The following is a 23,956-nucleotide window of genomic DNA, read 5'->3' on the forward strand; positions in this document are numbered from 1 at the left end:
ATAGCGCCCGCTGCGCCGCCAGTGCCAAACTTCCCGCGACTTCGTGCCTTGGCGCTTTTTGGACGCCGGCCGCCACAGCGCGTGGAACCGTCCGTTATGCCGGCGTCCAAAAACCTGCACAACATGAGACCCAAGCACCGCAGCAAAGAGCCGAGTTATTCGATCACCTCATCGGTGATGGCGAGTAGCCCTGGTGGTACATCGAGTCCGAGTACCTTTGCGGTGTTGAGATTAATGGCTAACTCGAACTTCGTCGGCAGTTGGATCGGCAGATCGGCAGGCTTCGCGCCTTTGAGGATGCGATCGATATACCCTGCCGCCCGGCGAAACGATCTCCAAGCACTGCACCGGGTGCGATCTCGTCTGGTCGGCCAACGAACGGCTGTGATCAATCAGATCCGTGGCTTTCTCCTGGAGCATGGCATTGCAGTACGTCAAGGGCTCCGCTTCCTCCGCCAACAGCTTCCAGACATCCTGGCTAAACGCGGCGACGTACTGTCACCTCGCATGATCAGAATCATCGAAGATCTCAGCGGCGATTGGCGGCGTCTTGATGAGCGTATCCAGCACGTCACCGAAGAGATCGAGGTTCTGGCGCATACCAGCGAGAGTTGTCGCCAATTGATGACCGCTCCGGGCATCGGCCCGCTCATCGCCAGCGCCATGGTAGCGGCCATTGGCAATGGTGCTGCCTTTGCCAAGGGCCGTGACATACTGGAAGACCCCTTGTCCGCTTCTCTGACCTCTTGGGTCGACTTGAGCCTCTCGAGTTCTAGGACCGATGTTTGCAAAGTGCCTTCAATAGGCGACACGAGGCGCCCGGCTGTGTTAGTCGAGGAAACTTCGCGCGATCTATACGCGACTGCATCTGTTGCGGCCCCTTTTCGGCCGATGTCGAACCGCCTATTCTCTCGGGCAACGGCTTCACGCCGTATGGGACAGAAAATGCTACATTGGCGTCTTTTACTGCCCAGCCTGACAGCGATCGTCGCGTTGGTGGCGACAAATCCGTGTTTACCAGCGAGCGCAGAAGAAAATCTCGCTATCAAACAAAGAATGCTAGTGGCCCAAGCCGGCAGTACGGGCGGAACTATTGGTAAAACGGACAAATCGATAATATTTAATGGTGCAGATCAACAATCTCCGGGCCACCACACGAGGTCTGGCCTTCCAGCGAACCGAAATTCGGATAAAGAGGATTCGCTCCCAAGGACTATTCAATTGAATGACCGCGCCAACGGCCTAAGTTACTCCGTTACATTGCAAAATGTTGGCGGCAACAATTATGCTGGAACATGGAGTCACGGCTATGTCACGAGATTCACGGTGATTGCCTTCACACACGATTCCATAAAAATGAAGCGAAACGACAGTCCCGCATTTGGTTCGGTTACCGGGAGTTATTTAGGATCGCGGACCGGCAACCACGCGACAGGAGAGGCAACTGTTTCGAACGGAGCCACTTCTAATTGGGATGCCTCCTGGTGATCTTTGATGGAGCGTTCTAGTTGAAAGCGGCCCGTCGATGTCTTCGCCACAGCGGCTCAACTCCACCTTGGCACACAGACCAGCTCTTCCGGCGTCTCCCACGTGGCTAGCAGCCCGCGCTCGAACGCCTCGAACGTCCTCAACTGGTGATAAATCTCCATCGAGTCCTCGGCGTAACCCGCCGAGAGCAGGTCTTCGACGGCGCGTATCGCTCGCGCAGCAGCGCCCGGCAACGACGTCTCGATCCAGCCGATCTCCGCCGCGATCGTTCTGGCCTCAAGGACAACCTCGGGACGAGACCGCGACGCGATGGCTTGCCCCGTGTAGGACAGCTTCGGGGCCATCAACGCGCGGCCATGCTCCTCCACCCTCAGCACCCGAGTGGCGTGCAGGTAGAGCTCAACCGATCGCTCTTCTGCGTCCTCGTTTGCGACTGACACGAACGAAGGGTACGGCCAGAACTGCGCCGTGGGCATCTGCGCGAGCTCATCCAGCGAAAACCGGAGCAGGTACTCGAATGCATGGCCCGGAGTGTCCATCCATTTTATAATCGGTCGACCGTGCTCGCCTGAGACCTCGCGGACGATGCGCCCAACGCGGGATCGATCCAGCCCTTGCCCGGCTCGATTGGCGAGGTCGAGCAGCGATCGGGTCAGTGGGTGCCATCGACGACCTGACGGACCTAGGTCTTCAGTCTCGGCAGGGATGACGACCAGCGGCCCGACCATGGTCGCGAGGCCAAGGCTTGCTGACCCGACCAGTAACTCCCTGCGCCCGATGTCCATGGCTGCCTCCCGCCCCTGTCGAGGGAAAGCCGTAAACCAGGAGGCAAGTCCCGTACATGCCAGGGCCGGCCAAATCCGGATGACCGATGAGCTCGGCCCGGGGCCGGAGAGTTCAGTCGGCCTTCTTCCGGCCCGAGGACCTGGCGGGCTTCCGGAAGAACTCGGCCGGGTCCGCCCCTAGGACTTCCGCCAGCTTCCCGATGATCTCCAGTCCCACGTGGGTCACGCCCCGCTCGACCCGGCTCAGGTAGGCCCGGTCCACCCCGGCGTCGTGGGCGAGCCCTTCCTGAGAGATCTTCCGCTCGTGGCGGACGCGCCGGAGGTTCGTCGCGAAAAGCTGGCGTAGGTCCATGTACGACCCAACCAGCCTGTGGTTTATTAGCCTACGGCTTTAAAGCCTCAAACGGTTCTTAGATCGGGAAACGGGGGTGACGGATGGCTATGAGGACGACGCCTACCAAGCTCGGGGCCACGCTCACGCTGGTCGGGATACTGGTGACCCTATTCGGGATAAGCTACCTGCGCGACGGGATACATGGTCTGGCCGGATCGTTCGCATCGCCCGCCGGGCCGAAGTTCAAGGTCGAGTACGGGTACTTCATGATCCCGGCTCTGGACTGCCCGGGCGGCCGATGCCAGCAGCCAAAAGCACAGCGGTTGAAGGTCCAGTCGCTGGGCGAGCAGCCGGTCGCGGTCCGGGACGTAACGGTCAACGGCCGTCCAGACTGCGTCCTGGTCAACGGCCCGAAGGACACCACGATGAATTTCGGGGACGTGAGCTACGTCATATCGATCTGCGACCCTCTGAGGGTCCGGATAGTAACCGACAGGGGCGAGAGCACGTATTACCTCGAGTGACGTCATTGCCGGCCGACGGTCGATCAGCGCGCCGACGAACGGGCTGGTTCTGCGGCGCGCAAAATAATAATCAGTGACGACAGAGATGCCGGCAAGACAGACTGATTACATAAGGTCCCCGACGGGAGCGGCACGTAGCGCTGCTCCAAGTAGCTATCTAATTCAACGGCAGCCAGACGATTTCGCAGAGGACGTTGCAGCTATTGCAGTGCGCCGGCTTGGCAAAGGTGTCGGCCAGCTCCCACTCCTGACGCTCGTTGCTCCACTGCACTGTCGCGTTCGAAACGATGTCATCGGAGCGGCAGTGGCCGCAGACCGGCGTCGTTCGCACTGACAAACCCGCGCGTCGCCGAGCCTCCTGCGCGCGTTCCGGCAGTTGCTCCTGTCTCGAATGAAACGGGTTGAACAGAAGGGGATGCTTCATTTTCTTATTCTCCAGAGCCCCGTTACCCACATGACAAGATTCGGTCGCTTAAGCCAAGACCGGATTTTCACGGAAAGTCGGTGATGCGGTTATCGCGGCCCGGGTTCAAAACGCATTGGCGGTGGCGCTGCAGACTCAATTTATTGGGACGATAGTTCGACCTCCCGAACAACGTCCAACGTCCTCCACGGCTTTGGCATGAACGTCGTCCCATCGGGAAGATCGGGGCGACTTCGACCGGACGAGACGACAATCTTCAAGTTGGGAAAGCGACGTCTAGCCATGGTCGCCAGTTCAGCACCAGTCATACTTCCAGCAAGATCCACGTCGGCGAACATCATGCAAAGGCAACCGCCGACTTTCTCAAGGACCAGTTCCGCCGCCTCGCCACTCTCGCACTGGATGACTTGGACGTCCGCTTCTTGCAGAAGCATGACCACCCTAGCACGATGCGCCTGGTCGTCTTCGACCACGAGGGCGATTGACTTGAGTTTCCCTTCCATACGGTCTCTCTCCTAATTGAGGCGAGCAGAACTGTTTGGCACGCAACCAGACGGGAACGCTAACGGGGCTACAACCGATCATCCTTCATGGACGGCACTATCGAGGGAGATCGCTGTTCCCTCTCGCGAAGCCGACCGAGCCGGCGCCCGAGAGAGGCCGGAAGCGGTGATGGGGCATTCGGTAATGAGGCGCGTAGCCTCTCAGCGATCTCGTCGCTTATCGCCCGGCTATGCACTGAGTCGATTCTGTCGGTTTGCTTCGGCATGTTGGGTTCCAGTCAAATCTGTTCGCCCAAGAGACCAAGAGCCGATCGCAGCAATGGTTCACGACACGGATGCTCAATCTTTGCACTCCCTGGCACGGAACGGTTGACGCAGTCGGCGCTTAGCTCGTCACACAGCAAGCTTTCAGTCGATCGGTGTTTGGTTGCGTCTTTTGGTTCGCGAACCACAAAGGGATGGACTGGCCAATGAAAGACTTTCCGAACGCGAGTTTTCCGCCCGAGACGATAAAGCTGATGAAGGATGCAATGGAAGCGGCGGTGGAGACCCTGCCCGATCCAGTCAGTTCCGGGCATCTGAAATCCATAGCGGAGACCATCCTGCGAACGGCCAAGGAAGGCGAGCGAGACCCCGCCACGTTGCAGCGAATGGCTTTGCTGGAGCTTCAGATAAGGCCGCGCGATTGAGTGGGCGCCGGTCCTCGACTGATGAGGTTTTTACCGGAGTAAAACCGACTTCGAGCGATCGGATCCCCTTCCCCACCGGGTCCGAGTTCGTCGCGCGTCCTCGGCAGAACCAGCACACCGTCGTCGTATGACACGCGCCCCCTCAAGATGGTCTTGAACACGTAGTCGACCGCGAGCTCGTGGGTCTCGGTGACTCGCCTGACGTCCAGCTTGGTGATCAGGCGACGCTTGCCCACGTACATCTCTTGGTAGTCACTAAAGTGCTCGTCGACCGGGATCGCGAGCCTGGTATCGGGTGGGACCATCAACAGGCCATGGAAGTGAAGGCCGCCATTGCAAAGGACGAGCGGGGAAGACGTCGGATCCTTCTTGTAGACTTGGAGGTCGGCAGCCCCGATGAGGACAGGAAGCTCATCGGAAGGAGTAGTCCGAGGCTTTCGATGCGTCCTCGTAACGAACGTCGAGTAGACCCGTTGGAGTTCGCCCTTCATCGCCTGGATGACCGCGCCACGAGGACCGGGAAACTGCACGAACGGGAAGGTCATGAGATGGCAGGACCATCCGTCGTTCACCCGGTCGATGACCAGGCGGCCGAAGCCATTCACTTGTTGTCGGGTGATTGGATCGACTCGGCAGATCCGATCGTAATCATGAATTTCCGGGCGGGGTTTGATTGACTGAGCCGGTTGATCAATCTCGGATTTGTGCTGTTTGATTTTGTACCGGTTGGATCGGTCTGAATTGTCTTTTTCGGTTGTTGGATTGGCTGCGGTTGAATTGGATGTAGATGACCAATTGCCGCGGAAGTTACCCGACATTGCGAAGCTCCGATGTCGCAGGCACGGTCGAGTGGCGTATCCATCGAAGGCGTGGGTCTGCCTCGTATTTAGATTTTTAGAGCCCTGAAATTGTCCCCACGGCGAAGGATTTTTTCGGTGCTTGGGCGCACTCCCAGCCCTCCACAAACCTGTTCATAACTGAAAAATTATGTGGGGTGGATTGTGGGGTAACCTACAAACGGCCATCAGCTAAAACTAACAAAATCAATTACTTGAAGAAATTTCGTGGCGGAGAGGGGGGGATTCGAACCCCCGATAGGCTTGCACCTATGCCGCATTTCGAGTGCGGTACAATCAACCACTCTGCCACCTCTCCAGGCGCACATCAGGGCAAATCAGTGCCCTGCAGGGTCGGGGGCGAGTTCTAGTTGAGGATGCCCGACCAGACAAGGCGCGCGGGGCTTAAAAATTTCACCAAAAAGGGTGGGACCGCCAGACGCGGAAAAAACCGGCGGTCCCGTGTCGCGTCATTAAAATTGCGGGCCGGGAAGTGCGGCTTCACAGGCCAGCCTGAGCGACGACGAGACCGTAACGGCAGGCTCGCTCTCGGCAACGCAAACCCGGTCTTAACCTAACCGCTCAAGGTTACCGGCCCATACGGCGGGGCGATCGGCATGATCGTTTGACGCGTTTGACGCGAGCCGGTACCCACCTCGCTTCAGTCCTTGTTCTTCTTCTTGTCGTCGTCGCGTTTTTCGTCCTTGTCCTTGTGGCGGTTGGTGAAGCGGGCGTTGCCGAGCCCGGTACCGATGGTCAGCACGCCCCAGTGGTCGACGTCCTGCATGAAGGGAACTTCGGACAGGCCCTGTGCGACGCCGTCATTGTGCATCAGCACCGCGGTGTCGTGATCGCCGATGACGGGAATCCCCTCGATCAGGCTCGCCGGCAAATTGAACTTGCTGCTTTCCCAATTGCCCGGCAGGTTCTGCGCGCCCTTGGCGATCGAGCCATCCTCGTTGATCACGCCGGGACAGGAGATCCCGATAAAGGGCGCGAGCTTCAGCCCTTCGGCGTCCGCCTCTTCGATCAAGGCCTTCAGCATCTTGACCAGCCGCTTGACCGTGCCCTCGCGCGTCGGCTCGTCATTGGCATGGCGCCAGAGATCGGAGTGCCAGACCGAAGCCTTCGAAAGGTCCTTCGCCTTCTTCCATCGGGTTTCAACGACGCCGCAGCGAATATTGGTGCCGCCGATATCGACCGCGAGGATGCTGTCATAGGCTTCGAAAATCCAGGACGGCGCCAAATGCAGGCAGCCGATCAGCCCGGCTTCATCGGGATCGAAGCGGATCGGCACCAGATCCACCTTGAAGCCGTCGGCTTTGAGCAGAATATCGGTGCGGGCAATGGCGATTTCACCGACGCGACTTTGGCGAAAACCGCCGCCGACCACGATGCGCTCGGTATCGGCCCACGCCTTGGTTTTCAGAAATTTCGAGGTCACATAAGCGAGTTCGCGGGCGAACTCCTCGATCGCGCCGTGGACCAGGGCGGCCGCGCCGACATCCTCGCCCGTCAAGGCCGCATCGAGCTCGCTTTTGCTGATTTTATCGGCGGATTTGCCGCCGAGTGGATCGTCGCCGTTTTTCCTCAGCGGCTTGCGCAGATCGTCCAGGATCTTGCGAAAGGCCCCCTTACTGGCGCGATCGCCGAGAAAGCCGTCGTCGTCCTTCAGCTCGATATTGAAGCTGTCGACGTCAACCGACGGCAGGCGCGCAGCGCCGTGCCGGCCGATTCCGACGGTCGTTAGGGTGTCCTCAGCCATTTTTTCCTTAGCCCGCTTGCCAGTATGGGGACACAACCCCCGGGGAACCCGTTGGTTTCACGGCCTGGCCGGGCCGGCCCTAATTGGCCTATCTGGCGTCGAACCCCTCGATTTTGGCGGGTTTTGGGGCCAGTTTGCCTTGACTTGGGGCCTTAAGCGGCTATAAGTCCGCTCACCCGGCGCGGGAGATTTCTCGCGCTGTTTGTTTTTGTGCGGACTTTAATTGAGGCCTTGGCTTTTGGTTTTGGCCCGATCGCGCGAAAATTGAACCCATAAAGACTGTAGAAAAAGGCCGGCCCGGACTTGGTTCGAGGCCGGGATCGAACACGAAGGAATAAAACGATGTTCGCAGTCATCAAAACCGGCGGCCGGCAATACCGGGTCGCGCCGGATGATGTGCTCGAGATAGGCAAGATCGCCGGCGACGTCGGCACGATCGTGCAGCTTGGCGAAGTCCTGCTGGTTGGCGGCGATACGCCGGTGCTCGGTGCGCCGACGGTGGCTGGTGCTTCCGTTGCGGCCGAAGTGCTGGACCACAAGCGCGGACCGAAGGTGATCGCGTTCAAGAAGCGCCGCCGCAAGAATTCGCGCCGCAAGCGCGGCTATCGCGACGAGATCACGGTGCTTCGCATCACCGAGATCCTGACCAACGATAACAAGCCTTCGATCGGACCGCGCCCGAAGCGCGAGAAGGTGGTGGCGAAGCCGGCCGATGATGACGCTGACGAGGTGCCGAAGGCCGCAAAGAAAAAGGCCGCGGCAAAGAAGCCCGCCGCGAAAAAGGCTGCAGCGAGACCTGCCGCCAAGACCGCGGCAAAGAAGGCCCCGGCCAAAAAGGCGGCGAAGAAGAGCGACAAGAAGTAGCGTGCTGAAGTGACACGCTTCAGAATAGCGTGACATCAAGTGAAATGATTGCGTCAAAGAATTGATCTAGAGAACGGATAGAGTTGGAGACGGGCCATGGCTCACAAAAAAGCAGGCGGTTCATCACGTAACGGCCGCGATTCCGCGGGCAAGCGCCTTGGTATCAAGGCCTATGGCGGCGAGCGCGTGATTCCCGGCAACATCATTGCGCGTCAGCGCGGCACCACCTGGCATCCCGGCCTTAATGTCGGCATGGGCACCGACCATACTCTGTTTGCGAAGGTGGAGGGCCATGTCGAGTTTCGTGCGAAAGCCAATGGCCGCACCTTCGTATCGGTGATTCCGATGACCGAGGCGGCCGAATAGACGGCGGACATGCAAGATTCCGCCGGCTCCTGTTGAACCGGCGGAGCAAATGAAGGCTCCAAGGGGAGGCGGGAAACCGGCCTCCCTTTTTGTTGCGCGGCTTCCTATCTGGAAGGCGCGCACATCCAAGAGTGACCCCTCAAGGAGCCTTTCAGATGCTGCAGGATATCCCGCCCCGGGCACTCCACGAGGCTGGACGGTGCGTCCTCGAGACCGAACGGCTTGCGCTGCGCAAGCCGACGCTCGCGGATGTGAATGCCATTGCGCATCTCGCCAGTGATCGCCGCATCGCGGAGAATACCCGTCGCTTGCCGCACCCCTATTCGCAAGGCGACGCGGTTGAATTCGTTCGCGGCATTGCCACCAATCGCGAAACGGTTTTCCTGGTCGAAAAGGATCACACGCCGATCGGCATGGTCGGCGTCGATTGGCGTGAGCCGGAGGCGCCGGAACTCGGCTACTGGTTAGGCGTGGACTATTGGGGACAGGGTCTTGCGACTGAAGCCGCGCGCGCCGTGATCGATTTCACCTTCGAGCAATTCGACACCGGTCAATTACGCGCCGGCGCGCGCGTCGCCAATCCGGCTTCGCGCAACGTTCTGGAAAAATGCGGCTTCCAGTGGAGCGGCGTCGAACTTCATCGCTTCGAATCGCTGGGATCGTCGACCCCCGTCGATTGTTTCCGCCTGACGCGCAGCGTCTGGGCGTCGCTGAAGAATTGGGGCAGTTCGACAATGCGCAGATAACGCTCATGCGGGCGGGTTGACCACGGCTTCAGTGCGCCCGAGTTCCCGCTCGCGCAGGAAGATATAAAGCCCGGCGCCGACGATGACCGCGGCGCCGATCGCGGTGGAGAGCTGTGGCACGTCGCCAAACACGAGATAGCCGAACGCGACCGCCCACACGATCATCGTATATTGATACGGCACGACGATAGAGGCCGGTGCGAGCTTCAGCGAACGGTTGACGCAGAGTAACGCACCAGCCGAGATCGCGCCGGCTGCGAAAAACAGTCCGAGGCTGCCCCATGTCGGCGTCACCCAGCCGACCGGCGCGATCAGAAGACCAAATATCAGCCCGCCTGCGAACTGCACTGATGCCAGCACGATATCGGGGGTCGTGCGCAACAGACGGGTGGTCAGCAGTGAACAGGAAAAAGCGAGGCTGCCGGCGAGCGCAATTATCGCGGGCCAGCTGATGGTTTGCGCCGAGGGCCGAAGCGCGATCAACACCCCGCCAAATCCGATCAGGATCGCGCTCCAGCGCCGCCATCCGATGTGCTCGCCCAGCACCAGCGCGGACAACGCGGTGACGAAAATCGGGGTCGCCTGATAGTAAGTCACGACATCGGCGAGCGGCAGATAGACGGTGGCGAGAAAGAACGCGGCAATCTCCAGCGTCGACAGGACAACGCGCAAGAATTGCAACCACGGCCGCTCGATCCGCCGAAACTCTCCACGCTGCCGCAACATCGACGGGCCCATCAGCACCAGCGCCGCGCAGGCGCGCAGCAACATCAGCTGTCCGACCGAATAGGTCGCCACGATATATTTGCCGAGCGCGTCGCCAAAGGCGAACATGCCAACGGCGGCCAGCATCAGCACGATGCCGGCGAGCCGCATCGAGCGATCGTCGGCTGCGTTCGATAGTGTTGCGCGAATACCCATCAAGCGATCGGCGAAGCTGTTGATGGCGCCGACCTATCAAGTCGGTCAAATTTGCTCGAGCGTGGCGGTTCAGAAGTCCGCATCATTGTGGCGCGCGAGTTCGTCATGCGGGCTTCTAAACCAAAGCCACACTAGGTCAATAAGTTTGCCAGTGTCCCGATTCAGAAGTTCGTAAATGAGGGGCCGCACAAGGATACGAACTTCGGAATCGGGACACTCTAGTTGCGTCTTCGCATTGCTGCCCGTCAGGACCTCTCTGTTTCGACGACTGACGAAAAGGCTCGAAAATTAAGGCTCCTCGTCAAAATCGGCGATTTGCAGGGTTGCCGCAGCACGGGCCCTGCCCTACGTGTAGCCAATGAAATTTCTCGACGAAGCCAAGGTCTATATCCGCTCCGGCGACGGTGGAAACGGCTGCGTGGCCTTCCGCCGCGAGAAGTATGTCGAGTTCGGCGGTCCCTCCGGCGGCAATGGCGGACGCGGCGGCGACGTGATCGTCGAAGTGGTCGATGGACTGAACACCCTGATCGACTATCGCTATCAGCAGCACTTCAAGGCCCAGAAGGGCACCAATGGCATGGGCAAGGACCGCCATGGCGCCAACGGCAAGGACATTGTGCTGAAGGTGCCCGTCGGCACGCAAATCTTCGACGAAGACCGCACTACGCTGATTCACGACTTCACCACGCTCGGCGAGAAGTTCGTGCTCGCCGAGGGCGGCAATGGCGGCTTCGGCAATGCGCATTTCAAATCCTCCACCAACCGCGCTCCGCGCAACGCCAATCCCGGCGAAGTCGGCGACGAGCGCTGGATCTGGCTGCGGCTGAAGCTGATCGCGGACGCAGGCCTCGTCGGCCTGCCCAATGCCGGCAAGTCGACTTTCCTGTCCAAGGTCAGCGCCGCGAAACCGAAAATCGCCGACTATCCCTTCACCACGCTGCATCCGCAGCTTGGCGTCGTGAATGCGGACGGCCGCGAGTTCGTGCTGGCCGACATTCCCGGATTGATCGAGGGCGCCCATGAGGGCGCAGGCCTCGGCGACCGCTTCCTCGGCCACGTCGAGCGCTGCCGTGTCCTGCTGCATCTGGTGGATGCAACGACCGAACACGCGGGCAAGTCTTATAAGACGGTGCGCGCCGAGCTTGAGGCCTATGCGGGTGACCTCGCCGACAAGATCGAGATCGTCGCCTTGAACAAGATCGATGCGGTGACGCCGGATGAGCTGAAGAAACAGAAGGACCGGCTGAAACGCGCCGCCAAAAAGACGCCGCTGCTGATCTCGGGCGCAACTGGCGAAGGCGTCGAGACGGCGCTACGGTCACTCGTCGAAGTGATCGGAGAAGCTCCGGTCTCTAGCAAGGCCAAAGGCGGTGCCGAAGCCGCGGTGTCCGAACCTTGGGCGACGCTCCCGAGCTGAGCGGCTTGCCGCCTGTACTGTCGTAGACTCTCGCAGTAATCGTCTTGCAAAGCTCCGCCTGCAAAGTCGCACTCGCCATGGCTCGCCCAAGCTTAAAAAAATTCCGCCGCATCGTCGTCAAGGTCGGCTCCTCGCTGCTGATCGATTCGGCTGCCGGCGAGGTGCGCACCGCCTGGCTTTCGGCGCTGGCGGGCGACCTTGCAAAGCTCCACGGCGAGGGACGCGAATTGCTGGTGGTCTCGTCCGGCTCGATCGCGCTCGGACGCAGCCGATTGAAATTGCCGCGCGGCCCGCTGAAGCTTGAGGAAAGCCAGGCCGCAGCCGCCGTGGGTCAGATTGCGCTGGCGCGGATCTGGTCGGAAGTACTCGGTGCGCACGGTATCGGTTCGGGGCAGATCCTCGTGACCTTGCAGGATACCGAGGAACGCCGCCGCTATCTCAACGCGCGATCCACCATCGCCAAGCTCCTGGAATGGCGCGCGGTGCCGATCATCAATGAGAACGACACGGTGGCCACCAACGAAATCCGCTACGGCGACAACGATCGGCTGGCCGCACGCGTCGCCACCATGGCGAGCGCCGACCTTTTGATCCTGCTCTCCGACATCGATGGACTCTACACCGCACCACCTGCCGCCAATCCCGATGCGAAACTGATTCCGGTCGTGGAGTCCGTCACCTCTGAAATCGAGGCGATGGCGGGCGCAGCCGAATCCGAACTCTCGCGCGGCGGGATGTACACCAAGATCGAGGCGGCCAAGATCGCCACCACCGCCGGCACCCATATGCTGATTGCGTCCGGCAAGATCGAGCATCCGCTGCAAGCCATCGCCGACGGCGGGCGCTGCACCTGGTTCCTGACGCCGGCCAATCCGGTCACCGCGCGCAAGCGCTGGATCGCCGGCTCGCTCGAGCCGAAGGGCACGCTGACGATCGATGCCGGTGCGGTGAGCGCGCTGCGTGCCGGAAAGAGCCTGTTGCCGGCCGGCGTGATCAGGGTAGACGGCCAGTTTGCCCGCGGCGATGCCGTGGTGGTACGCGGCCCCGACACCCACGAAATCGGCCGCGGTCTTGTTGCCTATGATGCCGACGATGCCGAGAAGATCAAGGGCCGCTCGTCAGGCGATGTGGCGACCATTTTGGGCATCAGCGGCCGGGCCGAAATGATCCATCGCGACGACCTCGTCATCGGCCCCAGCGGAGCAATCCCGCTCAAATAGGCCATTGGCCGACCTGGCGCGGCCGTCTCCAGGCCGTCGATCGGGCCACCCTCGTCACCGACGCATGCAGCCGGCCTTCGCAAGAAGCGGATTTTCATGCTAAAGCATGATGTTAATGGCTACCCGACCTTGGATTTGGACCGACATGACTGCGCCGCTGAAAGCCATAGACGGCAACGCCGATTTGACCGAACTGATGAATGCGCTTGCGACCCGCGCGCGGGCGGCTGCGCGGGTGCTGGCGCTCGCCTCGCCTGCGCAGAAGAACAAGGCGCTGGACGCCATCGAGCGGGCGATCCGCAGCCATGCAGCGGCCATTCTCGCCGCCAACGCCGAGGACGTCACGGAGGCTCGCGCCAACGGGGCCACTTCGGCCTTCGTCGATCGATTGACGCTGACCCAAAACCGCATCGATGCCATGGCGGACGGGGTCGCCACCGTGCGCGCGATCGAAGATCCGATTGGCGTGGTGACCGAGCGCTGGCAGCGCCCCAACGGCATGACGATCGAACGCGTTCGCGTGCCGCTTGGAGTCGTCGGCGTGATTTTCGAAAGCCGGCCCAACGTGGCCGCCGATGCCGGCGTGCTTTGCCTGAAATCCGGCAACGCCGTCATCCTGCGCGGCGGCTCGGACAGTTTCCGCTCCTGCCGCGCGATCCATGATTGCCTGGTGCGGGGTTTGCGCGAAGCAGGCCTGCCCGAAGCTGCGATTACGCTGGTGCCGACGCGCGACCGCGCCGCGGTCGGATTGATGTTGACGGGACTTGGCGGCGCCATCGACGTGATCGTGCCGCGCGGCGGCAAGAGCCTGGTCGGGCGCGTCGAAGCCGAAGCGCGCGTGCCGGTGTTCGCCCATCTCGAAGGCGTCAATCACGTCTATGTCGATCGCGCCGCAGATCTGGCGATGGCCAAATCGATCGTGTTGAACGCCAAGATGCGCCGGCCCGGCGTCTGCGGCGCGGCCGAGACTCTGCTGGTCGATCGCAAAGGCGCACCGACATCTCTCAAGCCGCTGATCGAAATGCTGCTCGATGCGGGCTGTGAAGTGCGCGGCGACGCTGCCGTGCAAGCGACCGATGCCCGCGTGAAGCCCGCTTCCGACGAAGACTGGGACACTGAATACGAAGACGCGATCATCGCAGCCCGGGTCGTGGACGGCCTCGACGAGGCGATCGCCCATATTCACAATCACGGATCACACCACACCGATGCGATCGTGACCGAGGACGAGGCGACAGCGCGCCAATTCCTCAATGAAGTCGATTCAGCCATCGTGTTGCACAATGCGTCGACGCAATTTGCCGATGGCGGCGAGTTCGGCTTCGGCGCCGAGATCGGCATTGCCACCGGCAGGTTTCACGCCCGTGGCCCTGTGGGCGCAGAACAATTGACGAGTTTTAAATACCGCGTTCACGGCACCGGACAGACGCGGCCGTGATGCGCAGAAATTGTCCGCAGCGGGGAACGCGTTGAGTAAAGTTTCTCCGGCCTCGGCATCGGTGGCTTCCGTTCTTCCGCCCTACGCCAACGGCATGCGCATCGGCCTTTTGGGCGGCTCGTTCGATCCGCCGCATCTGGCGCATCGCGCCATCAGCCTGTTCGCGATCAAGCGTTTGAAACTTGACCGGGTGTGGTGGCTGGTGACGCCGGGCAATCCGCTGAAGGCCGACCGGGCACCGCACGATCTTACCGAGCGCATGGAAGCGGCGCGGCAGCTGGCGCATGACCCACGCATCGACGTGAGCTGTCTCGAATCCGTCATTGGAACGCGCTACACTGCCGACACGATAAGATATTTGTGCCGCCGTGCCTCGGGCCTGCACTTTGTCTGGATCATGGGAGCGGACAATCTTGCGCAATTTCACCGCTGGCATGACTGGCGGCGCATAGCATCCGAGGTACCGATCGCTGTGATCGACCGACCGCCGCAAAGCTTTCGCGCCCTCGCCTCGCCGGCCGCCCAGGCTCTTGCGCGCTACCGCCTCCCGGAAAATCAGTCTGCAAGCCTCGCCGAGCAACGCACGCCGGCGTGGGTTTTTCTCACCGGTTTGAAACTGCATTTGTCCTCGACGGGCCTGCGGAACCAGGACGGAAGCTGGAGGACGAGTTGAGGCCGCGGGATCGCGGCGCCAGCGCACATGGGATTACCGGCTGCCTCACATTTTCCGACGTTCATGTCGGGGATAGCCGGAATGACACACTTTCGAACCTCGGAAACGCCGTGCCGGTGGGACACCAATGTGGTGGATTTGACATTCGCCACGGTGTCGCAGCGAGGGAGTAACGCGAATGTCAAATCCAAAACCACATTGAAATCTTATATTTGCCAGTGTCCCTTTGGTTCTGACATTCGTAAACGAACCCGTTGCGACAAGATATGAATGTCAGAACCAGGACACTGGATATTGAAACCGTTAACCCCACATGCATAGAATGGTGGCGGGCGTCCGAAGGATTCGGGCGGTCGCGATACAGTGAAAGGAATGGTCCCTGGCCACGTCTGTATTGTCCAAGTCTGTTTTACCCAAGGTTTCCAAGAAGACCGCAACCAAACCCGCGCGTAAAACATCGACCAAAGCTGCGGCCTTGAAGGCGCAACCAGACGCCGACAAGACCCTGAATCTGATCCTCTCCCGCCTCGACGATATGAAGGCGGAAGAAACGGTCACCATCGACCTTCGCGGCAAATCGGCATATTCCGACTACATGGTCGTCACCACCGGCCGGGTTAACCGGCACGTTGGCGCGATTGCGGAAAATGTCGCCAAGGGTCTCAAAGAGAGTGGAATCAAAAATCCCCATGTCGAAGGCCTGTCCAATTGCGATTGGGTGCTGATCGATTCGGGAGACGTGGTCGTCCACATCTTCAGGCCCGAGGTCCGCGAATTCTACAATCTGGAAAGATTGTGGATGCAGGGTCCGACGACCGCGAAGGCGATTTAGGCTTTCGGTTCAGCAGAGGGTCTGGAGTCCGGCATTTGCTTCCTGGGCCGCGTCCCGGAGGATGGTGGACGTCAACTTCATGCCAGAGGCCCTAGGTGGGGTTTATGGACACCCGCTTGAATCCACGGCAGCTTGGCCGAATCATGCGCCTTCTCGTCATTGCCATCGGACGGCTCAAGCGGGGCCCAGAACGGGAACTCGCCGAGCGCTACCGCGAGCGGTTCGACGATATTGGCCGCAAGCTGGGATTTCGCGGCCTCGAGATTCAGGACATGGCCGAAAGCCGCGCCCGCGATGCAACTGCGCGTATCGCCGAGGAGGCGGCGGCGATTTCGGCAGCGATTCCGCCCAAATCCGTGCTGGTCGCGCTCGATGAGCGGGGCGACAACATCGACAGCGGTACGTTTGCCGGGCAACTCGCCCGCTGGCGAGACGACCAGGTCGCCAATACTATTTTCATCATCGGCGGCGCGGACGGACTTTCGCCCGAATTGCGGCGCATGGCACAAATGAGGATGGCGTTCGGCTCAGCGACCTGGCCGCACCAAATGGTGCGCGTCATGCTTTTTGAGCAGATTTATCGCGCGGCCACCATCCTGGCAGGGCACCCCTATCACCGCGCGTAAACAGGCGCACCACGCTCGCGTAAGGCACGACGGGATTGATGCAACCGGCACGGAACAATCCGCACCTTCACGGCATCGCTCGCGCCGACGCGCTCTCTTTGGCCCGCATTTCGGTCATCCTGTTTTCCGCAACTCTCGCTTCGGCCGGCGTGAGCGCATCGGCCCAGGTTGCCGAGAACGCGCCGCAGGCAGCCGGCTCCCCTGACGCCATCAAACAGCGCGAGCAGGAACTGGAGGCGGCACGGGCCCAGCAAAAAAGTTCGACGGAACTTCAGCAACAGCTCAAAGCGTCGATTGCGTCGATCGGTCAGGACCGCAGCAAGCTGAACACGCAATTGATCGATGTGGCCGCCCAGGTTCGAACCGTCGAAACCAGGATCGGCGAGGCGGAAGCGAGGCTTCGCCCGCTCGACGCCCGCGACCAGCAAATCAGGAGCTCGCTCGATTCGCGCCGCGCTGAGGTGGTGGAAGTGCTGGCGGCGTTACAGCGCGCCGGACGCCGGACGCCGCCGGCCTTGCTGGTCAGGCCCGAAGATGCGCTGCAATCGCTTCGAACCGCCATATTGCTCGGAGCCGTTGTGCCCGAATTGCGCGCCCGTGCGGAAGTCCTCGCCAAGGACCTCGCCGAACTCGTGGCCTTGCGCAAGGCGATTGCCTCGGAGCGCGACCGCTTGGCCTCCGACCGTGACCACCTGAGGGACGACCAGACCCGGCTTGCGGCTCTGATCGATGAGCGCCAGCGCACGCAAAGCGGCGCCGAAAAGGACCTGGAGACGGAAAGCGCGCGCGCTATTGCGCTCTCCAAACAGGTCGACAGCCTTCAGGGCCTGATCAGCAGGATGGAACAGGACTCAAAGAGCGCGGCGAAGGCGGCAGCCGCAGCCATTTTGCAGGGGACGCCCGGCAACACGGCCGATGGCAAGCCTAATTTAGGCGGCCTGAAGAACCCGGCCCGGCAGAGCCCGGCGGTGGCGTTCGCTTCCGCGAAGGGATTGCTCGCTCTGCCGGTGAACGGCGTCAAAATACGGGAGTTTGGCGGTTCCGACGGCGTAGGTGGCGTCGAAAAAGGCATTTCTTTGGCAACCCGGGCCGGCGCTCAGGTCACAACCCCGTGTGACGGCTGGGTCGTCTATGCCGGTCCCTTCCGCAGCTACGGACAACTCTTGATCCTGAACGCCGGTGGCGGGTATCATGTCCTGATCGCCGGAATGGGGCGCATTTCGGTTAACATTGGACAGTTTGTTCTTACGGGGGAGCCGGTTGCGACCATGGGGACGACATCCCAGGTCGCTTCGATACTGGCAACCAGTGCCAGTCAACCCGTGCTCTATATTGAGTTCCGTAAGGACGGCACTCCCATTGATCCAGGCCCATGGTGGGCCGCAAATGAAGGCGAAAAGGTTCGCGGATGATGCGCAAGACTTCTCTCATTCTTCTTAGCGCCGCCACTGGCGCGGCATTGACGCTGTTCGTGACCCAGCCGCGCGCGGTGATGATGGGATCGATCGCGCGTGCCTCGACGTCGGACACCTATCGCCAGCTCAACCTGTTCGGCGACGTGTTCGAGCGGGTACGCAGCGACTATGTCGAGAAGCCGGACGACAGCAAGCTGGTCGAATCCGCCATCAGCGGCATGTTGAGCGGGCTCGATCCGCATTCCAGCTACATGGACGCCAAGAGCTTCCGCGACATGCAGGTGCAGACGCGCGGCGAATTCGGCGGCCTCGGCATCGAAGTCACCATGGAAGACGGCCTGATCAAGGTGGTGTCGCCGATCGACGACACACCGGCTTCCAAGGCCGGCATCCTCGCCAACGACATCATCACCATGCTCGACGACGAGCAGGTCCAGGGCCTGACGCTCAATCAGGCGGTTGAAAAGATGCGCGGGCCCGTCAACACCAAGATCCGGCTCAAGGTGATGCGCAAGGGCGCCGACAATCCGATCGACGTCACCCTGGTGCGCGACAATATCCGTGTCCGCTCGGTGCGCGCGCGCGTCGAAGGCGACGATATCGGTTATATCCGCATCACCACCTTCAACGAGCAGACCACCGAAGGGCTGAAGAAGGAGATCAACAATCTCAATACTCAGCTCGGCGACAAGCTGAAGGGCTTCGTCATCGATCTTCGCAACAACCCCGGCGGCCTCCTGGAAGAAGCGGTGACCGTTTCCGACACCTTCCTCGAGCGCGGCGAAATCGTCTCGACCCGCGGACGCAATGCCGAGGAAACCCAGCGCCGCTCGGCGCGTCCGGGCGACCTCACCAAGGGCAAGCCGGTGATCGTTCTGATCAATGGCGGCTCGGCGTCGGCTTCCGAAATCGTCGCCGGCGCGTTGCAGGACCACAAGCGCGCAACGCTGATCGGCACCCGTTCGTTCGGCAAGGGTTCTGTTCAGACCATCATACCGCTCGGCGCCGGTAACGGCGCGCTGCGGCTGACCACGGCGCGTTATTACACCCCGTCCGGCAAATCGATCCAGGCCAAGGGCATCGTTCCGGACATCGAGGTGTTGCAGGATGTGCCGGACGAGTTGAAGTCGCGGACCGACACCAAGGGCGAGGCTTCGCTGCGCGGTCACTTGAAGAACGATGGCGACGAGAAAACCGGTTCGCAGTCCTACGTGCCGCCGGATCCCAAGAACGACAAGGCGCTGAAGATGGCCGACGACCTTCTCCACGGCGTCAAGGTCAACCCGACCGCGCCGGCGACCGGCGACAACGCATCGGTCGAGAGGGCTCCCAACAAGGAAGCGAATTGATCGCTTAGAGGTATTTTTCGAAAAAGGGCGGCCAGCAGGGCCGCCCTTTTTATTTGCCTGCGGATGGAAACTCGCAGCGGCGGCGAATCAGGAAAAGCCCCGGAAATACCCGCGCGGCGATTCGACCGCCGTGGGAGGAGCGGTTCCACCCTGCCGTTGCCTTGCACGGCCGTGGTATCTTCAAACTGATTGATTCGGGGAGTTCGATGGCAGAGGCGGCCGACGAGCTGAGTGCTCCGCTTGGACGCGATATCGCGCGTGGCAGGCGCCGTTTTCGGCTGCCTTTCACCAAGATGCAGGTTTTGGCGGCGGCGCTCGGCCTGTTCCTGCTGATTTTTGCCGGCTATGCTCTCTTCACCGATGACCCGTTCGGCGGCGAGCCGCTGGTGCGGATCGCGATCGGGCCTTCGGGCGACGATAAGCCGGCCGCGAAGCCCGGCGAGATGGTGCCTGAGAAACCGGCCGAGAAATCGACCATGGCGTCGCACGGCGGCGAGCCATCGGCGAATTCATCCAAGGCCGGCGCAGCTTCGGACCAGCGAACCATCACCATCATCGACGGATCGAGCGGCGCGCGGCACGACGTGCCGATCGGCGGCGGCGAGGCTTCCGAAAAGGACGCAAATGCGGGCCCCGCCGCGATGTCCGGGATCGACCCGCGGCTTCTGGAAAAATCCCGCTACGGCATGATCCCGACCATGTCCGACGGGTTGAAGCCGTTTACCGCCTATGCGGGTGACGTCGACCGGGCCAAGGCCGCGAAGATGCCGATTATCGCCATCGTCGTCGGCGGCCTCGGTGTCGGCGCCGCCAAGACCGTCGATGCCATCCTGAGATTGCCTGCCGCGGTGACGCTGGCCTTCACCCCTTACGGATCGGACCCGGCCAAGCTCGTCGAGCGGGCACGCGCGCAGCATCATGAGATTCTGCTGCAGATCCCGATGGAGCCCTATGACTATCCCGACAACGATCCGGGACCGCAGACCCTGCTGACGACGCTGGCCCCCGAACAGAATGTCGATCGCCTGTATTGGCACCTCAGCCGGTTCCAGGGTTACGCCGGGATTGCCAATTTCATGGGCGCCCGCTTTGTGGCAACCGATACCGCGATGGCACCGATCGTGCGGGAAGCCGCCAAACGCGGCCTTGGTTATTTCGACGACGGATTGGCGCGCTCTACCGCCCTCTCGCTGACGGCAGCCCAGGCCGTGCCCTTCGCCAAGGCCGACCTCGCCATCGATGCGGTGCCGACTCCGGGCGAAATCGATCGCGCTTTGGCCAAACTCGAGGGATTGGCCAAAGAACGTGGAATCGCGGTGGGCGTCGCCTCGGCGTTGCCGATCTCGATCGAACGGATTAGCGTCTGGAGCAGGACGCTTGACAGCCATGGTCTCTTGCTCGTGCCATTGACAACCGCGATGCTGAAATCAAAATCAAGCTAGTGGAGTGGATTTGACATTCGCTATCCTGTCGCCGGGATTGCGTGAATAGCGAATGTCAAATCCAAAACTCCACTAGAAACTTATGTTTGCCAGTGGTCCTTTGTTTCCAACATTTGCAGAAGTGCCTGCCACATCGGGATACAAATGTTAGAATCGGACCACTAGCTGGTGTCACGCCACCACGCGGGAGGCATTGACGGAATGGCGCGTTACGAAGACCTGCCCTATCGAACCTGTGTCGGCATGATGCTGATCAACGCAGCCGGGCTGGTCTTCATCGGTCGCAGAGCCGGCGGCATCGAGCATGTCGACGAATCCCATGTCTGGCAGATGCCGCAAGGCGGCGTCGATCCCGGCGAGGATACGTGGGAAGCCGCCAAGCGCGAACTCTACGAGGAAACCAGCGTCCGTTCGGTCGAGAAGCTTGCCGAAGTCGCGGACTGGCTGGTTTACGATATTCCGCGCACCATCGCCGGCCGAGCCTGGAAGGGCCGCTATCGTGGCCAGCGCCAGAAATGGTACGCCGTTCGCTTCACCGGTGAAGACCGCGAGATCAATGTCGCGAGCCCCGGCGGCGGGCACAAGGCCGAGTTCGTCGGCTGGCGTTGGGAGCCGATGAAAAACTTGCCCGACCTGATCGTTCCGTTCAAGCGCCCGGTCTACGAGCGCGTGGTCAAGGAATTCGCCAAGCTCGCGGGCGGTTGAATTCGCCTCTCCCCTTAAGCGCCAACCCACGCAAGCGATTCGTCATGACAAAGCCCTACCGTCCTAATGTCGGCATTGCGCTGTTCAATGCCGCGGGCAAGGTTTTGATCGGACGACGCTTCAAGCACGACGGCCCGGAGATCATTCTCCCCGGCCTTGAGTGGCAAATGCCGCAGGGCGGAATCGACGCCGAAGAAAATCCACGCGAGGCGGTGATGCGCGAGCTTTGGGAAGAAACCGGCGTGAAAAGTGCCGGCTATCTCGGCGAGACCGATTGGTTGAGTTACGAGTTTCCGCCCTATTCGGGTCCGCCATCGCACCGGCTGGCGCAGTTTCGAGGCCAGCGGCAAAAATGGTTTGCGTTGCGCTTTGCCGGCTCCGAGCAGGAAATCGATCCACTCACTTCGCGCAACGGCCAGCCGCCGGAATTCGACCAATGGCGCTGGGAGCGGCTTGATCGCGTTGCCGACCTCGTGGTGCCGTTCCGTCGCGACGTCTATCGGGCGGTGGCGCAGCAATTCGCAAAATTCGCGGCAACGGGTTAATTCGGCGACCAGAAATGGCCTGATCGCGATGACGTGGCAATCGAGGGTCGCGTCCCGATGTCCTTCGATGACTTATCGGTGCGTTGGCAAAAGTCGCGCAGCGCAAGGTACGCGTTTAGTGCAGCGCCGTCGTATTGAGTTCGTGCTCGATGCTCTTGAAATGGTCGAGCCTTTCGATCTCGCGATCGAGCTCGGAGCCTTCCTTTTCGGAGAGCTTGGCTTCCATGTCGGCGATGGTTTCCGCAAACTGCGTCCGGTCGAGTTCGTCGAGCGAGGTGGCGACGTCGGCCAGCACCGTGAGACCCTTGGCCGAAACCTCGGCAAGCCCGCCGAGCACGATGATCTTCTGCTTCGATCCGCCCGATATCACGGTCAGGATGCCCGGCCGGATCGCGGCCACGACCGGCGCATGACCGGCCAGCACGCCGAAGTCGCCCTCGACCCCGGGAACGTCGACTTGATCGACTTCGCCGGAGAAGGCGAGCTTTTCGGGCGAGACGAGATCGAAGTGAAAGGTGGCCATGATTTACCTAGCGAATGGTGAGTAGCGAGTGGCGAAGGGCGGGAGCGGCTATTCGCCGCCCCTATTCGCTATTCGCGTTCTTACGCCGCTTCCGCGAGCTTCTTGCCCTTTTCGACCGCCTCTTCGATCGTGCCCACCATGTAGAAGGCGGCTTCCGGCAAATGGTCGTACTTGCCTTCGCACAGGTCGCGGAAGCCCTTGATGGTGTCGGCGAGGTCGACGAACTTGCCGGGCGAGCCGGTGAAGACTTCGGCGACATGGAAGGGCTGCGACAGGAAGCGTTCGACCTTGCGGGCGCGCGCGACCGTGATCTTGTCCTCTTCCGACAATTCGTCCATGCCGAGAATGGCGATGATGTCCTGCAGCGATTTATATTTCTGCAGCACCTGCTGCACCATGCGCGCGGTGTTGTAGTGCTCTTCGCCGACGACCAGCGGAGAAAGCATGCGCGAGGTCGAGTCGAGCGGGTCCACCGCCGGATAGATGCCTTTTTCCGAGATCGCACGGTTCAACACCGTGGTCGCATCCAAGTGGGCGAACGAGGTCGCGGGCGCCGGGTCGGTCAGGTCGTCGGCCGGCACGTAAATCGCCTGCACCGACGTAATCGAACCCTTGTGCGTCGTGGTGATGCGCTCCTGCAGCGCGCCCATGTCGGTCGCGAGCGTTGGCTGATAGCCCACGGCCGAGGGAATGCGTCCCAACAGCGCCGACACTTCGGAGCCTGCCTGGGTAAAGCGGAAAATGTTGTCGACGAAGAACAGCACGTCCTGGCCCTGGTCGCGGAAATGCTCGGCAACGGTCAGACCGGTGAGGCCGACGCGGGCGCGCGCGCCCGGCGGTTCGTTCATCTGGCCGAACACCAGCGCGCATTTCGACTTCACGCTTGGATCGGGATGATGCGGGTCCGCGTTGACCTTGGATTCGATGAACTCGTGATAGAGGTCGTTGCCTTCGCGGGTGCGCTCGCCGACGCCGGCGAACACCGAGTAACCACCATGCGCCTTGGCGACGTTGTTGATAAGTTCCTGGATCAGCACGGTCTTGCCGACGCCGGCACCGCCGAACAGGCCGATCTTGCCGCCTTTGGCGTAGGGCGCGAGCAGATCCACCACCTTGATGCCGGTGACGAGAATTTCGGCTTCGGTGGACTGATCGGTATAGAGCGGCGCTTCCTGATGGATGGCGCGCAGACCCTCCGATGCCACCGGACCGGCTTCATCGATCGGCTCGCCGATGACGTTGATGATGCGGCCCAGCGTTCCGGCGCCGACCGGCACCATGATCGGATTGCCGGTGTCGGTGACTTCCTGACCGCGGACCAGACCCTCGGTGGTGTCCATCGCGATCGTGCGCACCGTGGACTCGCCGAGATGCTGCGCGACCTCGAGCACCAGGCGGTTACCGCCGTTCTTGGTTTCGATCGCGTTCAGAATAGCGGGCAGATGTCCTTCGAACTGCACGTCAACGACGGCGCCGATGACCTGCGTGATGCGTCCGGTCTGGTTGGCAGGTGTAGCCATAAAACT

The 23,956-nt window shown here is 61.2% G+C and carries 26 protein-coding genes, 1 tRNA gene and 2 pseudogenes; 18 read left to right on the forward strand and 11 right to left on the reverse strand.

Going from position 1 to position 23,956, the window contains the following annotated elements:
• Nucleotides 1–188: hypothetical protein (locus tag ABSE61_RS17845; protein WP_423872543.1), on the forward strand; the 188-nt coding region annotated here is incomplete at its 5' end.
• Here ABSE61_RS17845 and ABSE61_RS17850 read toward each other — a convergent pair.
• Nucleotides 156–326: pseudogene (locus tag ABSE61_RS17850) on the reverse strand (ABC transporter substrate binding protein); the annotation flags it as partial. The gene ABSE61_RS17845 and the pseudogene ABSE61_RS17850 sit on opposite strands and share 33 nt — an antisense overlap.
• Between ABSE61_RS17850 and ABSE61_RS17855 the strand changes: the two are divergent.
• A pseudogene (locus ABSE61_RS17855) lies at nt 319–711 on the forward strand (transposase); the annotation flags it as partial. The pseudogenes ABSE61_RS17850 and ABSE61_RS17855 sit on opposite strands and share 8 nt — an antisense overlap.
• An 833-nt stretch (nt 712–1,544) precedes the next feature.
• Here the strand turns inward: ABSE61_RS17855 and ABSE61_RS17860 are convergent.
• Together ABSE61_RS17860 and ABSE61_RS17865 are read right to left on the reverse strand one after the other, a co-directional pair.
• On the reverse strand, nt 1,545–2,273 hold the full coding sequence (locus ABSE61_RS17860; protein WP_423872450.1) for a hypothetical protein: 729 nt from the start codon (nt 2,271–2,273) through the stop codon (nt 1,545–1,547).
• 112 nt (nt 2,274–2,385) lie between these two features.
• On the reverse strand, nt 2,386–2,625 hold the full coding sequence (locus ABSE61_RS17865; RefSeq protein WP_423872451.1) for a helix-turn-helix domain-containing protein: 240 nt from the start codon (nt 2,623–2,625) through the stop codon (nt 2,386–2,388).
• Between the two features lie 83 nt (nt 2,626–2,708).
• On the opposite strand from ABSE61_RS17865, the gene ABSE61_RS17870 reads away from it, so the two are divergent.
• The gene (locus tag ABSE61_RS17870; RefSeq protein WP_423872452.1) at nt 2,709–3,131 is read left to right on the forward strand and encodes a hypothetical protein; all 423 of its coding nucleotides are present in this window, start codon (nt 2,709–2,711) and stop codon (nt 3,129–3,131) included.
• 157 nt (nt 3,132–3,288) lie between these two features.
• On the opposite strand, the gene ABSE61_RS17875 is transcribed toward ABSE61_RS17870, so the two are convergent.
• Together ABSE61_RS17875 and ABSE61_RS17880 are read right to left on the reverse strand one after the other, a co-directional pair.
• Complete coding sequence (locus tag ABSE61_RS17875; protein WP_423872453.1) at nt 3,289–3,555, reverse strand: hypothetical protein; 267 nt, start codon at nt 3,553–3,555, stop codon at nt 3,289–3,291.
• Between the two features lie 140 nt (nt 3,556–3,695).
• Complete coding sequence (locus tag ABSE61_RS17880) at nt 3,696–4,058, reverse strand: response regulator (protein WP_423872454.1); 363 nt, start codon at nt 4,056–4,058, stop codon at nt 3,696–3,698.
• Between the two features lie 470 nt (nt 4,059–4,528).
• On the opposite strand from ABSE61_RS17880, the gene ABSE61_RS17885 reads away from it, so the two are divergent.
• A complete protein-coding gene (locus ABSE61_RS17885; RefSeq protein ID WP_423872455.1) occupies nt 4,529–4,747 on the forward strand; it encodes a hypothetical protein in 219 nt (72 codons plus the stop codon).
• Here the strand turns inward: ABSE61_RS17885 and ABSE61_RS17890 are convergent.
• From ABSE61_RS17890 to ABSE61_RS17900, 3 genes are all read right to left on the reverse strand, one after another.
• Nucleotides 4,726–5,565, reverse strand: a complete 840-nt coding sequence (locus ABSE61_RS17890; protein WP_423872456.1) for a hypothetical protein — start codon at nt 5,563–5,565, stop codon at nt 4,726–4,728. The two genes, ABSE61_RS17885 and ABSE61_RS17890, sit on opposite strands and share 22 nt — an antisense overlap.
• A 247-nt stretch (nt 5,566–5,812) precedes the next feature.
• Nucleotides 5,813–5,902: transfer RNA gene (locus tag ABSE61_RS17895), tRNA-Ser, on the reverse strand.
• Nucleotides 5,903–6,244: 342 nt separating this feature from the next.
• Nucleotides 6,245–7,348, reverse strand: a complete 1,104-nt coding sequence (locus ABSE61_RS17900; RefSeq protein WP_423872457.1) for an ROK family protein — start codon at nt 7,346–7,348, stop codon at nt 6,245–6,247.
• Nucleotides 7,349–7,690: 342 nt separating this feature from the next.
• On the opposite strand from ABSE61_RS17900, the gene rplU reads away from it, so the two are divergent.
• The 3 genes from rplU (at nt 7,691) to ABSE61_RS17915 (ending at nt 9,324) form a co-directional block, all read left to right on the forward strand.
• Nucleotides 7,691–8,212 (forward strand): 50S ribosomal protein L21, encoded by a 522-nt coding sequence (rplU, locus tag ABSE61_RS17905; RefSeq protein WP_423872458.1) that lies wholly within the window; start codon nt 7,691–7,693, stop codon nt 8,210–8,212.
• A gap of 96 nt (nt 8,213–8,308) precedes the next feature.
• Nucleotides 8,309–8,578 (forward strand): 50S ribosomal protein L27, encoded by a 270-nt coding sequence (gene rpmA, locus ABSE61_RS17910; RefSeq protein ID WP_161850786.1) that lies wholly within the window; start codon nt 8,309–8,311, stop codon nt 8,576–8,578.
• A 155-nt stretch (nt 8,579–8,733) separates the two neighbouring features.
• Nucleotides 8,734–9,324 carry a GNAT family N-acetyltransferase gene (locus ABSE61_RS17915; protein WP_423872459.1) on the forward strand — a complete coding sequence of 197 codons (591 nt, stop codon included), beginning with the start codon at nt 8,734–8,736 and terminating at the stop codon, nt 9,322–9,324.
• Nucleotides 9,325–9,327: 3 nt separating this feature from the next.
• On the opposite strand, the gene ABSE61_RS17920 is transcribed toward ABSE61_RS17915, so the two are convergent.
• Nucleotides 9,328–10,245 carry a DMT family transporter gene (locus ABSE61_RS17920; RefSeq protein WP_423872460.1) on the reverse strand — a complete coding sequence of 306 codons (918 nt, stop codon included), beginning with the start codon at nt 10,243–10,245 and terminating at the stop codon, nt 9,328–9,330.
• 358 nt (nt 10,246–10,603) lie between these two features.
• Here ABSE61_RS17920 and obgE point away from each other — a divergent pair, with 358 nt between their 5' ends.
• The 11 genes from obgE (at nt 10,604) to ABSE61_RS17975 (ending at nt 21,907) form a co-directional block, all read left to right on the forward strand.
• Nucleotides 10,604–11,662 (forward strand): GTPase ObgE, encoded by a 1,059-nt coding sequence (gene obgE, locus ABSE61_RS17925; protein ID WP_423872461.1) that lies wholly within the window; start codon nt 10,604–10,606, stop codon nt 11,660–11,662.
• A 77-nt stretch (nt 11,663–11,739) separates the two neighbouring features.
• Complete coding sequence (gene proB / locus ABSE61_RS17930) at nt 11,740–12,882, forward strand: glutamate 5-kinase (protein WP_423872462.1); 1,143 nt, start codon at nt 11,740–11,742, stop codon at nt 12,880–12,882.
• Between the two features lie 145 nt (nt 12,883–13,027).
• Nucleotides 13,028–14,320 carry a glutamate-5-semialdehyde dehydrogenase gene (locus ABSE61_RS17935; RefSeq protein ID WP_423872463.1) on the forward strand — a complete coding sequence of 431 codons (1,293 nt, stop codon included), beginning with the start codon at nt 13,028–13,030 and terminating at the stop codon, nt 14,318–14,320.
• A 31-nt stretch (nt 14,321–14,351) separates the two neighbouring features.
• The gene (locus ABSE61_RS17940) at nt 14,352–14,993 is read left to right on the forward strand and encodes a nicotinate-nucleotide adenylyltransferase (protein ID WP_423872464.1); all 642 of its coding nucleotides are present in this window, start codon (nt 14,352–14,354) and stop codon (nt 14,991–14,993) included.
• A 475-nt stretch (nt 14,994–15,468) separates the two neighbouring features.
• Complete coding sequence (rsfS, locus tag ABSE61_RS17945) at nt 15,469–15,825, forward strand: ribosome silencing factor (RefSeq protein ID WP_423872537.1); 357 nt, start codon at nt 15,469–15,471, stop codon at nt 15,823–15,825.
• 143 nt (nt 15,826–15,968) lie between these two features.
• Nucleotides 15,969–16,451, forward strand: a complete 483-nt coding sequence (gene rlmH / locus ABSE61_RS17950) for a 23S rRNA (pseudouridine(1915)-N(3))-methyltransferase RlmH (RefSeq protein ID WP_423872538.1) — start codon at nt 15,969–15,971, stop codon at nt 16,449–16,451.
• Between the two features lie 38 nt (nt 16,452–16,489).
• Nucleotides 16,490–17,863: a murein hydrolase activator EnvC family protein gene (locus ABSE61_RS17955; RefSeq protein ID WP_423872465.1), complete on the forward strand. Its 1,374-nt coding sequence runs from the start codon at nt 16,490–16,492 to the stop codon at nt 17,861–17,863.
• Entirely contained in the window at nt 17,860–19,215 is a 1,356-nt protein-coding gene (locus ABSE61_RS17960; protein ID WP_423872466.1) for a S41 family peptidase, read from the forward strand. The genes ABSE61_RS17955 and ABSE61_RS17960 overlap by 4 nt, the downstream gene beginning before the upstream one ends.
• Before the next feature lie 206 nt (nt 19,216–19,421).
• Nucleotides 19,422–20,657 carry a divergent polysaccharide deacetylase family protein gene (locus ABSE61_RS17965; protein WP_423872467.1) on the forward strand — a complete coding sequence of 412 codons (1,236 nt, stop codon included), beginning with the start codon at nt 19,422–19,424 and terminating at the stop codon, nt 20,655–20,657.
• A 201-nt stretch (nt 20,658–20,858) separates the two neighbouring features.
• Nucleotides 20,859–21,362 (forward strand): RNA pyrophosphohydrolase, encoded by a 504-nt coding sequence (locus ABSE61_RS17970; protein ID WP_423872468.1) that lies wholly within the window; start codon nt 20,859–20,861, stop codon nt 21,360–21,362.
• Between the two features lie 44 nt (nt 21,363–21,406).
• Nucleotides 21,407–21,907: an RNA pyrophosphohydrolase gene (locus ABSE61_RS17975; protein ID WP_423872469.1), complete on the forward strand. Its 501-nt coding sequence runs from the start codon at nt 21,407–21,409 to the stop codon at nt 21,905–21,907.
• Nucleotides 21,908–22,022: 115 nt separating this feature from the next.
• On the opposite strand, the gene ABSE61_RS17980 is transcribed toward ABSE61_RS17975, so the two are convergent.
• Both ABSE61_RS17980 and atpD read right to left on the reverse strand, forming a co-directional pair.
• Nucleotides 22,023–22,430: a F0F1 ATP synthase subunit epsilon gene (locus ABSE61_RS17980; RefSeq protein ID WP_423872470.1), complete on the reverse strand. Its 408-nt coding sequence runs from the start codon at nt 22,428–22,430 to the stop codon at nt 22,023–22,025.
• An 80-nt stretch (nt 22,431–22,510) separates the two neighbouring features.
• The gene (gene atpD, locus ABSE61_RS17985) at nt 22,511–23,950 is read right to left on the reverse strand and encodes a F0F1 ATP synthase subunit beta (RefSeq protein ID WP_423872471.1); all 1,440 of its coding nucleotides are present in this window, start codon (nt 23,948–23,950) and stop codon (nt 22,511–22,513) included.
• Nucleotides 23,951–23,956 lie beyond the last annotated feature (6 nt).

The sequence above is a fragment of the Bradyrhizobium sp. genome, from assembly GCF_049519115.1.
Lineage (GTDB): Bacteria > Pseudomonadota > Alphaproteobacteria > Rhizobiales > Xanthobacteraceae > Bradyrhizobium.